Origin of the sequence: Actinokineospora inagensis DSM 44258 (assembly GCF_000482865.1) — a bacterium.
Classification (GTDB): domain Bacteria; phylum Actinomycetota; class Actinomycetes; order Mycobacteriales; family Pseudonocardiaceae; genus Actinokineospora; species Actinokineospora inagensis.
On the sequence record NZ_AXWW01000015.1, the window covers coordinates 85,286 to 97,361 of the forward strand.

A 12,076-nucleotide genomic window follows, 5' to 3' on the forward strand; every position below is an offset into this window, starting at 1 on the left:
CGAGGAGGGGTTCGGGGCAATGGGGAAACCGGTCCTGATAACGGGTGTGGCGGGTTTTCTCGGCAGTCACCTGGCCGATGATTTGCTCGACCGCGGCTACTCCGTTCGCGGTATCGACAACATGATCGACGGATTCAAGGAGAACATTCCGGCCGGGGTGGAGTTCCACGAGGTCGACTGCCGGGACGCGCTCGGGCACCCCGAGCTGTTCGAGGGCGTCGAGCTGGTCTACCACTGCGCCGCCGCCCCGTACGAGGGGCTGTCGGTGTTCTCCCCGTACCTCGTGCACGAGCACACAACCAGTGCCACGGTCGCCATGCTCTCGGCGGCGGCGCGGGCTGAGGTGGGCCGGTTCGTGCACTGCTCGTCGATGTCGCGCTACGGCGAGCTGGTGCCGCCGTTCACCGAGGACATGGCGCCGCAGCCGCTGACCCCGTACGGCATCGCCAAGTACGCGGCGGACCTGCAGGTGCGGGCGATCGCCGACGTGCACGGCATGGAGTACAACATCGCCGTCCCGCACAACATCATCGGCCCGCGGCAGCGGTTCGACGACCCGTACCGCAACGTGGCCGCGATCATGATCAACCGGGTGCTGCGCGGCAAGCAGCCGATCATCTACGGCGACGGCAGCCAGACCCGCTGCTTCAGCTTCGTCTCGGACGTGGTGTCCTGCCTGACCAAGCTGGGCGTCGAACCGGACATCAGGGGTGAGGTGGTCAACGTCGGGCCGGACGAGGGCGAGATCACCGTGCTGACCCTGGCCCAGACCATCTGCTCGATCGTCGGCGTGGACTGCGACCCGATCTTCATGCCCGCCCGGCCGCTGGAGGTGCACCACGCCACCTGCAGCTCGGACAAGGCACGCAAGCTGCTGGACTACCGCACCCAGGTCGGGCTGCGCGACGGGCTGACCGAGATGGTCGAGTGGATCGAGCGGGTCGGTCCGCGCGAGTTCGACTACAACCTGGAGTTGGAGATCGTGAACGAGCTGACCCCGCGGACCTGGTCGAGCAGGCTGATGTGACCGGCCTGACCGCCATCCTGCCCTGCTACAACGAGGGCGAGCAGGTCGACGTCGCGTACCGCTCGGTCACCGGGTCGCTCGGCGCGATCGACGGCCTGGAGTTGCTGTTCATCGACGACGGCAGCCGCGACGACACCCTCGCCCGGATCCGCGCGCTGGCCGAAAAGGACAGTCGGGTCCGGTATGTCTCGTTCGCCCGCAACTTCGGTCTGGTCGCCGCGGTGACCGCCGGGTTCCGCTATGCCTCCCGGCCGTGGGCGGTGCAGTTGGACGCGGACCTGCAGTTCCCGGCCGAGGAGACCTGGAAGCTGCTGGACACCGCCGCCGAGGGCTACGACGTGGTGTTCGGGGTGCGGCAGGACCGGCAGGACTCGTGGGTGCGCCGGGTGGGTGCGGCGGGGACGCACTCGGTGGCGCGGAAGGTGTTGGGGATCGAGGTGCCACAAGGGGCGAGTTCGTTCCGGGTGGTGCGCACGGCTGTCGGTCGCACGATCGTCAACCTGCCCACCGCGAACTCGCACTTCGTGGCGAAGGCGCCGCAGATCGGCGCCCGGTACACGACGGTCCCGGTCGCGCACCGGCCGCGGACCGCGGGCACGTCCAAGTTCCGGTTCGGCAGGCTCGCGGGCGACGCCTTCGAGCTGCTGCTCGGTTTCTCCTGGCGCCCGTTGAACTTCCTGTACGGGATGTCGGCGGTCGTGGTCTTCCTCGCGTTGTTGTTGGGTGTGCTCGGTCTGTTCGGTGTGGTGTCCGCCTCGACCCTGGTCGCGTGTGGACTGTTCGTGAGCGCGCTCGGTGTGGCGTCGACCGCTTTGGTCGGCCGCTACCTGCACCGCCGCATGCTCGACGCCCGCACCCGGCGGATCTATTACGTCCGTGAGGCCAACTTCCCGGTAGCCGACGAGGACATGCTCGACGGCGGCACCGCGTCCGTCCCCCCGCCCGCCCGGCGTTTGCCCCTTGAGGTGGCCTCATGAGTCCGTCCCTGCTCGTTCTCGGCGCGGGGGAGGAGCAGGTCGTGCTCTACCGCGAGGCGCGGCGGCGCGGCCTGCGCACGATCGCGGTCGACATGCGCGCCGACCGTCCCGGCATCGAACTCGCCGACCGCTTCCTGCAATTGTCCACAACGGACCACACGGCGATCATCGATGCGCTGGCGGGCGAGGACATCTCCGGTGTCGTGTCGACGGCCGCCGACACCTGCCTGGAGTCGTGGTACCACCTGTCCCGGCACTTCGACACCCCCTGGCAGTTTCCCGAGCTCGCCGCCGCCGTGTCGATGGACAAGTCCGCCTTCCACGCCCTCGCCTCGTCCGTCGGTGTCCCCGTCTACCGCTGGGCCCAGTCCCACGAGTTGTCGGACCTCGCCGCCGCCGCCAAGGGTTTCGGTCTGCCGCTGGTGGTCAAACCGACCGACGCCTCGGGTTGCCGGGGTGTGCTGCGGGTGGACGAACTGTCCGAATTGGACGCCGCGCTGCACAACGCCGCCGTGAACTCGCCCAGCGGTCAGGTGATCGTCGAGGAGTTGTTGCAGGGCACCGACTACACGGTCAACGTGTTCATCCGGAACGGTGACCTGGCGTTCGCCCTCATCACCGAGAAGCAGATCGTCCCCGGCCCCCGTTTCCTGATCGGCGGCCACACCGCCCCGGCGGCGCTGGACCCGGCCACCGAGACGGCGCTGTTGGCCGACGCGCACACCCTCTGCCTGGCCATGGGCCTGACCGACGGCCCCGCCAACTTCGACGTCATCGTCGCCGCGGACGGCACCCGCTACATCCTGGAGGTCGGCGCCCGCATGTCCGGCAACGGCTTCCCCCGCCTCGCGCACGCCGTGGCCGGTGTCGACTGCGTCCAAGCGCTGGTCGACCTGGCTATCGGCACCCCCTTCACCCTGACGCCGACCCACTCGGCCCAGGCCCACCTGCACGTCATCACCTCCCCGCTGCCGGTACCGGGCGAACTCACGTCCCACGCGCCTCTCGCCGCGATCCGCGCCCTGCCCGGCGTCACCGACGCCGACCTCTTCGCCGCCCCCGGCGACCTCGTCCACCCGTTCACCGAAGCAGGCCGCAAACTCGGCTGGCTGGTCGTGCACGCCCCCACCCGCCCGGCCCTCGCCGTCGCCCTCACCAACGCCCTCGCCGCGCTGGACCTCCAGGTCACCCCCGCCATCGTCCCCGTCTAGCGGCTCGACGTTCTGGGGCATGCCACCACTAGGGTGGCGGCATGCTTGATCTTCGCCTGCACGGCGCCACGGTCTACCCCGTCTCCGGTCGGGAGGTCGCCCACGAGATCGGGATCTGGCGGGGCCGGGTGGTCGGGGTCGACGAGCAGATCCGCGGCCTCCCGGCCAAGCAGGAGGTCAACCTGGACGGCGCGACGATCCTCCCCGGGTTCGTCGACCCGCACGTGCACATGGTCTGGGCGGGTCTCAAGGAGCGCACCTGGTCGATCGCGCACTGCACGACCGTCGACCAGGCGCTGGCCGTCATCGACGACGCCCGCGCGGAGGCGGAGTGGCTCGATGTCGTCGGCTACGACCAGCGCCGCCTCGGCAGGCACATCACCGCCCGCGAACTCGACACGGTCGCGCGCGGACGCAAGGTCCTGCTGCTGCACGACTCCGGTCACGCCTGCGTGGTCAGCAGTTCCGTGCTCGCGGAGCTTGATCACCCCCATGAGGACGGTTTCCTCGCCGAAGGGGGGATGGCGGCCGTGCGCGCGCTCAGGCAGCCGTACTCCTTGGACGAGATGTCGGAGGCCATCAACACCGCCGCGCTCACCTGCCTCAAGGAGGGCGTCACGACGGTGGCCGAGGCCGGTGTCGGCGGCGGGCTCATCAGCCACAGCCCGATCGAGATCGCCGCGTACCAGCGCGCCGAGGTCCCGATGCGAATCCAGTTCATGGTGGCCGGGTCCCTGCTCCGCGACCGGCACGCGCACCGCACGGACGACGTGCCACGGGCGATGGACCTCGGCGTGTACACCGGGTTCGGCGGCGACCGGTTCGGCATCGGCGCGCTGAAGATCTTCACCGACGGCGGCATGATGGCCCGCACCGCCGCCCTCACCGAGCCGTACGCAGGCGAGGACCACAATGGACAATTGTACGCCGACCCGGCCGAGCTGACCGCCCTCATCGTCGACGGCCACCGGGCAGGCTGGCAGTTGGCGATCCACGCCATCGGCGACCGCGCGGTCGACCTGGCGCTCGACGCGCTCACCGAGGCGCAGCGGCTGTTCCCGAGGCCCGCGTGCAGGCACCGGATCGAGCACGCGGGCGCGGTCCGGCCCGACCAGTTGGCGCGGTTCGCCGCGCTCGACCTCACCGCCGTGGTGCAGCCGAACTTCCTCTACTACAACGGCGACGACTACGCGGCGATCATGGGACCGGACCGGGCGCCCTGGCTGTACCGCGCGCGATCCTTCCTCGACCACGGCGTGAAGCTGGTCGGCAGCTCCGACCGGCCGGTGACCAACGGCGCCCCGCTGCGGGCGATCCAGTTCATGGTCACCCGGGAGACCGAGCAGGGCACGTCGCTGACGCCGGAAGAGGCCATCACCGTGCCCGAGGCCCTGCGCGCGTTCACCATAGACGCCGCGTACGCGTGCAACCTGGAGTCCAGCGTCGGGTCGCTCGCCGAGGGCAAGCTCGCCGACATGGTCGTCCTCGCTGACGACCCGCACACGGTCGACCCCGGGCGCATCGGTGACATCGAGGTCATCGCCACCGTGTTCGGCGGGGAGATCGCGTACGGGGACGAGTACTGGTGAAGCGACCTGCCCATACAGTGTGACCTGTGTGGGACGCGACGGCGGTGTTGCGGCGGCAAGCGCTTGTCGTGGCGCTCGTGTGTGTGGTGTGTGACAGCGGGGGCGTGATGTTGACGTGCCCGTTGACGCTGATCAGTTGGACCGGCTGGGTGATGTGGGGTGCCGCTGTCCTTGTCGACTGCGCGCTGGCGACGCCGACCCGGTGGTCGGGCGCGGTCGCGGTGGCGCACGCCCTGGTGCAGGGCGCCGGTCCGTGGGTGAACATCAACTTCGCCAGTGCCAACGCGGTGGGGTTGCTCATCGCCGGGTACCGGGCCGGTGCCTGGTTGGGCGCGCGGCAGGGGGTGGGTGCCCTGGTTGTCATCGCGGCGGGCATCGTCGCGGCGCGGTTGCCGTACCTGTCGGACTGGCGGTTGATCGCCATCAACGTGCTCGACACCGGCCTCCTGCCCTGGCTGGTGGGGCGACACACGACCGCGCGGCGCGGGTACCTGGCCGAGTTGGAGCAACGGGAGGCGCGCAGGCGGGCCGAGGAACGCGAGGTGGTCCGTCAAGCTGTCGCCAAGGAGCGGTCGACGATCGCGCGGGACCTGCATGACGTGATCTCCCACCACGTCAGCGCCATCAACGTGCACGCGGGTGCGGCCAGGTTGGCGCTCAACCACAGCCCGGAGGACCGGGTCCGCACCTCTCTTACCGCGGTCGAGACCGCGAGCCGGTCCGCGATGACCAACCTCCGCAGCCTGCTCGACCTCTTGCACCACGGCGACGACGGCACCGTTCGCCAGCCCGGCCTGGACGATCTGGACGACCTCGTGGCTCTTACCCGCGCCGCAGGGCTCCCGACCCATCTGATCACGGCAGGCTCAACGGTCACGATTCCTCGCTCGGTCGACATCGCGCTGTATCGCATCGTCCAAGAGGCCCTGACCAACGCGCTCACTCACGGCGGCGGACGTCAGGCAGTGATCGAGCTCGACAGGGGCAAGAGCGCATTGACCCTGACCGTCGTCAACGACCTGGGCGCGGATAGACCAGTTGAGGTCCGACACCGCGGGCTGGCCGGTATCCGGCACCGCGCCGCGCTGATCAACGCGACCGTAGAGTGCGGACCGGTGGGTGCGGACTGGGTGGTCCGGGTGACCGTCCCGCTCGACGGACAGGAGAACTGATGCCGATCACCGTCCTGCTCGCCGACGACCACGCCCTGTTCCGCTCCGGCCTGCGCGCGGTGCTGGACACCCAGCCGGACCTGACCTGCGTCGGTGAGGCGGCCGACGGCGAGGCGGCGGTCGAGCTGGCCGCCCGCCTCACCCCGGACGTCGCGGTGTTGGACGTGCGGATGCCACGGCTGGACGGCCTGGCCGCGGTCGGGCCGATCCTGGCCAACGGGCACACCCGGGTCCTCGTCCTCACGACCTATGACCTCGACGAGTACGTCTACCGGGGGTTGCAGGCCGGTGTGAGCGGGTTTCTGCTCAAGAGCCTGCCCCCGGAGGAGATGGTGTCGGCGATCAGGGTCGCGGCTCGGGGAGACGCCCTGATCGACCCCTCGGTCACCAAGCGGCTCGCGGCCCGGTTCACCGACAGCCTGCGCCCGGCGCACGCCGGTCCGGATCGGTTGACCTCGCGGGAGCGGGAGGTGTTGCTGCTGGTCGCGGACGCGTTGAGCAACGCGGAGATCGCGGTGCGGCTCAACATTGGCGAGGAAACGGTCAAAACCCATGTTTCCCGGGTGCTGGCGAAACTCGATTTGCGCGACCGGGTCCACGCGGTCGTTTACGCTCACCGGCACGGCTTGGTCCAAGGCCCCTGACCGGGGCAGTCCCTCGCGCGGGGGACAACGAAATCACCTCTTACCGTGACGATTCCTGCGGCTGCACACGGTAATTTTCGCGATCGTGGGGAAGGGGATACGGCGTCTCGCCGTAGTGGGGTTGGTTCTGGTTGGCCTGGTCGGGGTGTCCGGGGTCGCGCGGGCCGATGGGGCGCCGGTCGGCGCGGACGTGGCCGTGGCGCAGACGTTGGGGCCACGTGAGTTGACGGTCACCATCCGGCGCACCGACGGTGCGCCTGCCCCGCTGCACGTCGACATCGTCAGCCATGTGGGGGACCCGGTGGGCATCCTGCGGGTGCGCACCGTGCCGCCCGGCTCGCGGCCGACGAGCGAGGCCACCGCGGCTTTGACCACCGGCGCCACCGGCGTCGACCTGACCGTGGACCGCTTCGGCGCCTGGGAGTTGGAGCTCGACGACGGCACCAACACCGCCCGTATCCCGTTCACCGTGCCGCAGCGCGTTGTTCCCGCCTGGGAGCGGGTTGTCTACGGCGGGTTCGTGGCCACGGGCGCGTTCCTGTTGGTGGCACTGGTTTTCGCCGCGCGGGGCGGCCGATTCGTGCTCGTTCCCGCTGGGGGAGTGGTGGTGTCGTTGTCGGTAGCGGTAACGGCGGCGTTGCTGTCATCCACGATCCCGCCTCCGACAACACAAAACGTCGCGAGACCACCGGTGAGTCTTGTCGTGTCGGCGAACGGTCTCACCACCGGTCACCCGACCAACCTCGTACTGTCGTTGACAGATAGCGCTACCGGGCTACCCGTGGACGACTTGCTCGTGAACCACGGCGCCCTCGTCCACCTGATGGTGATGACCCCCACCGGTGACCTCGTCCACCTGCATCCCGTGCGCGTGGCCCCCGGCGACTACCGAGTCCAGTTCACCCCAACAGCAAGTGGTACATACCCGATGGCGGCCGAGCTGGCGCGTGTCGGCGGCGGCACACAGTTGGTGCGCGCCGAGGTCCAGATCACCGGGACCACAGTGGACAGTAAGAGGAAATCAGACGGGACTGTGGAAGCAGTGGAAGCAGACGCGCTCACCGCCGGTAACCCCGTCACGCTCACCGCCGATTTCACCGGCCCCGACAACTTGCAGCCGTGGCTGGGGATGCGCGGTCACCTCATCATCGTGGGTCCGTTGCCGTCGCAGGCCGTATGGGCACACGTGCACGCGATGACCACACCGACAGTGAACTCCCTCGGTTCCCAGCCCGACGAGACCGTGGCCGCCTACCCGGCGAAAGTGCCGTTCACCTTCACCTTCCCCGAACCAGGCCGCTATCACGCCTGGTTCCAGTCGGAACGCGGTTTCGAGATCCTCACCATTCCCGTCACCTTCGACGTTGGGGCTGCCCATGACACGACGCGGTAAGACCGTGGTGGCGGCGGTGCTGGTACTCGTGGCCGGGGTCGTCGGATTCCTCATGTGGGGCCGATCCAGCAGCAGTGTGTTCGACCAGCGCTCGGGCTCGGCGAACTACTCCGTCCACCTCACCATCGACTCCCCGCGCGTCGGGGACAACACCGTGCAACTCGATGTCTCGGATCTGTCTGGGACACCGGTAAAAGCGGACGAGGTCACCGTTGAGCCTGTCATGGTCGACATGGGTCACGCGCTCACTCCGACGACAGCCCTACCGGCTCAACAAGGGAACTACCGCGCCGAGCACACCGACCTCCCCATGGCGGGTCGGTGGGAACTGACCATCGCCATCCGCCGCGCCCACACCACCGAGCGCGTCACCTTCGCGCTAGTCCTCTAATCGAGAGGGGAAGACCATGAAGAGGGGAAGACCATGACGACCGCATCCGCGACGACCGCAACGGCGCCCAACACCCGCGGTCTCACCGCCGCGGTCGTGTTGCTGGCCGGTGCCCTGTGCACTCTCGTCGGCCTCACCTGGGACGTCCAGTGGCATTCCGACGTCGGCCCGGACACCTTCTTCACCCTGCCGCACCTGTTCCTCTACGCGGGGAGCGCCATTTCCGGGTTCGCCAGCCTGGCCGCCGTCCTCGTGACCACGGCGGCCAGACGCGCGGGCAAGGAGGTCGACCCGACGCTGGGCGGGGTCCCCGTCGGCGTGTTCGGCCGGGTCTTCACCGCCCCGCTCGGCTACCTGGTCGCGGGGTGTGGCGCGGCGTCGTTCCTGCTGTACGGCCTGTGGGACCAGTGGTGGCACGGGCTCTACGGGTTCGACGCGGTCATCGACTCACCCCCGCACATCGGTCTTCTGTTGTCGGTAGCGGTAACGCTCGTCGGTACGGTCATCGTGTTCGCCGCCGCGCGTGACCAACTGTGGGGTCGCGTGGGTGTGTTCACCTCTCTCGCCGCGTTGGCCGCGTTCACCACCGTCATCGCGTTGGCCTTCGCGAGCGTCCCCGCGCGGACGGTGATAGCCGTGCACGTCGCGATGGCGTTCCTGGTGGTGTTGTGCGCGTTCACCGGTGCGGCTGCCGTGCGCAAGGGCGGGATCGGCGTTGCTTTGGGGCTCGTTGTCGTACAAGCGTTGACCTGGGTATTCACACCGTGGGCCACTCGCGCTTACGCCAATGCGGCAGGTCTGCCGATTCGTGATTACATCACTGGTGTTCCCGCCATGCCCGCGTTGCTGCCGATGTGCCTCATTCTCGTCACCGCGCTCGTCTACCCGTTGACCACGATCCGCGCGAAATGGATGCCCCCCGTCGCCGGTGCCGTGTCCGCCGCGGTGGTGGCCGGTTTGCAGAGCGTCCAGAACGCGATCGTCTACGACGTCCACGTGCCCACACTCGGCAGGCTGCTGCCCACGGTGGCCGTCGCCGCCGCCGTCGGGCTGCTCGCGGGCCACCTCGGCTGGCGGTTCGGCCACATGCTGCGCCTGTCCTCGACCGCTCGACCGGAAGGAGCGTGACCGTGCGCGTCGCCGCCACCCTCGTCACCGCCGCCGCCCTGTTCGTCACCGCCGCCCCGGCCGCCAACGCCTACCAGCCGGTCGAGGTCGTGCACACCGAACAGGTCAAGGCGGGGCCCTACTCGATCGTCGTCGGGTTCAGCACCTGGCCGGTGCGGGCCATGCAGTCGCTCGACTTCACCTTCGACCCCGACGGCGGCGTGGCGGGCAAGTCCGGCACCCTCGTCGTCACCCCGCTGTCCCAACCGGACCAGGCCTGGGACGAGCCGCTGGCCCGCCACCCGCGCAAGCGCGAGGTCTGGGGCCTGGACGTGCGGTCCCTGCCGGACCCCGGCGACTACCGCCTCCAGTTCGTCGTGGACGGTCCACAGGGGCACGGCGACGGCGAGTTGCCCCGGCTGCACGTGCTCGACCAGCCGGGGCCGCCGATGGCGCTGAGCTGGTCCATCAGCGCCCTGCCCGCGCTCGGTCTCGGCGCCTTCCTGGTCGTCGCCTGGCGGCGGACCCGGCGGCGGCTGGTCGAGGTGCCCGCCTGACACCCGGTGGGCGGCCCGCCCGTGGTCGCCCACCACCGGACCGGCATGATTGGCCGCCATGCCCAGCCTGTCCGACGCCCTCGACCGCGCGCTGGCCGACGCCCTGGCCGAGGCCCGGTACCCGACCAAGCGGCTCGCGGACTCGGCGCAGGCGCTCAGCCACCGGTACCGCGCAGGCGTGGACCCCACGTCCGTCGTGCTCGACGCCGACATCGCCGCGGCCGCCTACGCCGCCTACCGGATGCCCGCCACGCACGCCGCCGTGGTCGCCGCGCTCAGCGAGGTCGCCGCGCTCGCCCCGGACTTCGCGCCCCGGACCGTGGTTGACATCGGCGGCGGCACCGGCGCGGCGGTGTGGGCGGCCGCGCGGGTGTGGCCGTCGCTGGCTGAGGCGACCGTGCTCGACCACTCCGCGCAGGCCATGTCGCTGGGGCGACGGCTGGCGGAGCGGGCCGACAGCGAGGCGGTCCGCCGTACCCGGTGGCAGCGCGCGTCCCTCGGCAACACCGAGCTACCGCCGACGGACATCGCCACCTTGTCCTATGTGCTCAGCGAGCTCACCGAGAAGGCCAGGGGCTCCACGGTCCGCGCGATGGCAGGGGCCACCCTCGCCGTTGTCATCGAGCCCGGTACGCCCGCCGGGTACGAGCGGGTCATGGCCGCGCGGGACGAACTCATCGCCGCCGGTATGCACGTCGTGGCCCCCTGCCCGCACAGTGGCACCTGCCCCATCCCGCGCGGGCAGGACTGGTGCCACTTCGCCGCCCGCCTCGGCCGCAGCGCCCTGCACCAGCGCCTCAAGACCGCCACGCTCAACTTCGAGGACGAGAAGTTCGCCTACGTCGCCGCCGCCCGCGAGCCGTGGCCCACCGCCCCCGCCCGGGTCGTGCGGCACCCGCTCAAGCGCAAGGGGCTGGTGTCGCTGCGGCTGTGCGGGGCCGACGGTCTGGCCGACAGCATCGTCAGCAAGCGGGATCCGGCCGCGTACCGGACGGCCCGCGACACCTCGTGGGGCGACCCGTGGGTAACTGGCGGTAACGACCGGTAGATCAACCGGCACTGTCCGTTGTGAACTCCCGGCTCGTGCCTGGTTGGGAAAAATCGCACGTCGGTTGCGTCATGGGTGCTCGCCGGGTGCGTCTCCAGTGCATGCGGACGCCCAAGACTCCCCACGGTCGACGGCTCGTGCTCCCGGTGCCCCGGCGCGACGGGAACGACCCGATGGCCGTGTTGACCCCGTTGCAGTTGCGCATCCTGCGACTGCGCGTGGTCGACGGCAAGACGGCCGAGGAAGTCGCCGTCAAGCTCGACATGTCGCCCACCGCGGTGCGCATCACCCAGCACCGCGCCCTGGAGCGGCTGCGCGAGCGGCTCGGCTACGACCCCGACGAAGACGCGACGGACTGAGCGGGGCCGACCGGGTCGGACCACCTGACCGGGTGGATCTTGCTCCCGCCAGTCCCCGAGGCGCGCCCCCGTCCCTAGCGTGACGGCGTGAACGCCACGACCATCCACCGGCAGCACTGGCAGACCATCCAGACCTACGACTGGGAAGCCATGCGCGCCCGCTACCACCCCGACTACGTCTACACCGACGTCACCGGCACCCGGCACCGCGAGACCGACACCCCCGTCGAGGTCATGCGCACGCTGCACGCCGCCTTCCCCGACGTCGTGTTCAGCTACGACGAGTTCCACCCCAGCGCGGACGGCGGCACGTCGTTCGTCGAGGTGCGCTGCGTCGGCCACCACCTCGGCCCGCTCGGTCCGCTGCCGCCGACCGGCCGCCGGGTGGCCAGCTTCGCCTGCCACGTGATCGAGGCCCGCGACGGGTTGATCTTCCGCGAGCGCGACTACTTCGACATGGCGGCCATCGACCGGCAGATCGCGGGCGAACTCGTCGTCGAGATCTGACCGGTCCGGCGCGTATTGTGTGATCGCCGGTCCCCACCGTTCACACCTTTCACCGTTAATTCTGTGAAACACGGCGCTGCCATTTCTGGATACG

At 69.9% G+C, this 12,076-nt stretch carries 13 protein-coding genes; all 13 read left to right on the top strand.

Annotation, left to right across the window (positions count from 1 at the left end; genetic code table 11):
* The first annotated feature begins 19 nt into the window (after positions 1-19).
* The 13 genes from H504_RS0105885 (at position 20) to H504_RS0105945 (ending at position 11,982) form a co-directional block, all read left to right on the top strand.
* Positions 20-1,027, top strand: coding sequence for an NAD-dependent epimerase/dehydratase family protein (locus H504_RS0105885; RefSeq protein WP_026422027.1), 1,008 nt, complete (start codon positions 20-22; stop codon positions 1,025-1,027).
* Positions 1,024-2,004, top strand: coding sequence for a glycosyltransferase family 2 protein (locus H504_RS33490; RefSeq protein WP_035303366.1), 981 nt, complete (start codon positions 1,024-1,026; stop codon positions 2,002-2,004). Before H504_RS0105885 ends, H504_RS33490 begins: the two co-directional genes overlap by 4 nt.
* Complete coding sequence (locus tag H504_RS0105895) at positions 2,001-3,215, top strand: ATP-grasp domain-containing protein (protein WP_026422028.1); 1,215 nt, start codon at positions 2,001-2,003, stop codon at positions 3,213-3,215. Before H504_RS33490 ends, H504_RS0105895 begins: the two co-directional genes overlap by 4 nt.
* A gap of 41 nt (positions 3,216-3,256) precedes the next feature.
* Positions 3,257-4,804, top strand: a complete 1,548-nt coding sequence (locus H504_RS0105900) for an amidohydrolase (RefSeq protein WP_026422029.1) — start codon at positions 3,257-3,259, stop codon at positions 4,802-4,804.
* 26 nt (positions 4,805-4,830) lie between these two features.
* Positions 4,831-5,976 (top strand): sensor histidine kinase, encoded by a 1,146-nt coding sequence (locus H504_RS0105905; RefSeq protein ID WP_026422030.1) that lies wholly within the window; start codon positions 4,831-4,833, stop codon positions 5,974-5,976.
* Positions 5,976-6,620: a response regulator gene (locus tag H504_RS0105910; protein ID WP_026422031.1), complete on the top strand. Its 645-nt coding sequence runs from the start codon at positions 5,976-5,978 to the stop codon at positions 6,618-6,620. Before H504_RS0105905 ends, H504_RS0105910 begins: the two co-directional genes overlap by 1 nt.
* Positions 6,621-6,705: 85 nt before the next feature.
* Positions 6,706-8,013 (top strand): hypothetical protein, encoded by a 1,308-nt coding sequence (locus H504_RS0105915; protein WP_245614083.1) that lies wholly within the window; start codon positions 6,706-6,708, stop codon positions 8,011-8,013.
* Positions 7,997-8,404, top strand: coding sequence for a FixH family protein (locus H504_RS33495; RefSeq protein WP_084467408.1), 408 nt, complete (start codon positions 7,997-7,999; stop codon positions 8,402-8,404). The genes H504_RS0105915 and H504_RS33495 overlap by 17 nt, the downstream gene beginning before the upstream one ends.
* A gap of 33 nt (positions 8,405-8,437) precedes the next feature.
* Positions 8,438-9,532, top strand: a complete 1,095-nt coding sequence (locus H504_RS42315) for a hypothetical protein (protein WP_026422033.1) — start codon at positions 8,438-8,440, stop codon at positions 9,530-9,532.
* 2 nt (positions 9,533-9,534) lie between these two features.
* The gene (locus H504_RS0105930; protein WP_026422034.1) at positions 9,535-10,068 is read left to right on the top strand and encodes a hypothetical protein; all 534 of its coding nucleotides are present in this window, start codon (positions 9,535-9,537) and stop codon (positions 10,066-10,068) included.
* A gap of 58 nt (positions 10,069-10,126) precedes the next feature.
* The gene (locus H504_RS0105935) at positions 10,127-11,116 is read left to right on the top strand and encodes a small ribosomal subunit Rsm22 family protein (protein ID WP_026422035.1); all 990 of its coding nucleotides are present in this window, start codon (positions 10,127-10,129) and stop codon (positions 11,114-11,116) included.
* Positions 11,117-11,289: 173 nt separating this feature from the next.
* Positions 11,290-11,475 carry a sigma factor-like helix-turn-helix DNA-binding protein gene (locus H504_RS42850; protein WP_245614084.1) on the top strand — a complete coding sequence of 62 codons (186 nt, stop codon included), beginning with the start codon at positions 11,290-11,292 and terminating at the stop codon, positions 11,473-11,475.
* 87 nt (positions 11,476-11,562) lie between these two features.
* Positions 11,563-11,982 carry an ester cyclase gene (locus tag H504_RS0105945; RefSeq protein ID WP_026422037.1) on the top strand — a complete coding sequence of 140 codons (420 nt, stop codon included), beginning with the start codon at positions 11,563-11,565 and terminating at the stop codon, positions 11,980-11,982.
* Positions 11,983-12,076 lie beyond the last annotated feature (94 nt).

What these genes read in the sequence shown, in the direction of transcription:
- H504_RS0105885 (WP_026422027.1), top strand. Translation starts at nt 20, where the DNA reads ATGGGGAAACCGGTCCTGATAACGGGTGTGGCGGGTTTTCTCGGCAGT.
- H504_RS0105935 (WP_026422035.1), top strand. Translation starts at nt 10,127, where the DNA reads ATGCCCAGCCTGTCCGACGCCCTCGACCGCGCGCTGGCCGACGCCCTG.
- H504_RS0105900 (WP_026422029.1), top strand. Translation starts at nt 3,257, where the DNA reads ATGCTTGATCTTCGCCTGCACGGCGCCACGGTCTACCCCGTCTCCGGT.
- H504_RS33495 (WP_084467408.1), top strand. Translation starts at nt 7,997, where the DNA reads ATGACACGACGCGGTAAGACCGTGGTGGCGGCGGTGCTGGTACTCGTG.
- H504_RS0105910 (WP_026422031.1), top strand. Translation starts at nt 5,976, where the DNA reads ATGCCGATCACCGTCCTGCTCGCCGACGACCACGCCCTGTTCCGCTCC.
- H504_RS42315 (WP_026422033.1), top strand. Translation starts at nt 8,438, where the DNA reads ATGACGACCGCATCCGCGACGACCGCAACGGCGCCCAACACCCGCGGT.
- H504_RS0105895 (WP_026422028.1), top strand. Translation starts at nt 2,001, where the DNA reads ATGAGTCCGTCCCTGCTCGTTCTCGGCGCGGGGGAGGAGCAGGTCGTG.
- H504_RS42850 (WP_245614084.1), top strand. Translation starts at nt 11,290, where the DNA reads ATGGCCGTGTTGACCCCGTTGCAGTTGCGCATCCTGCGACTGCGCGTG.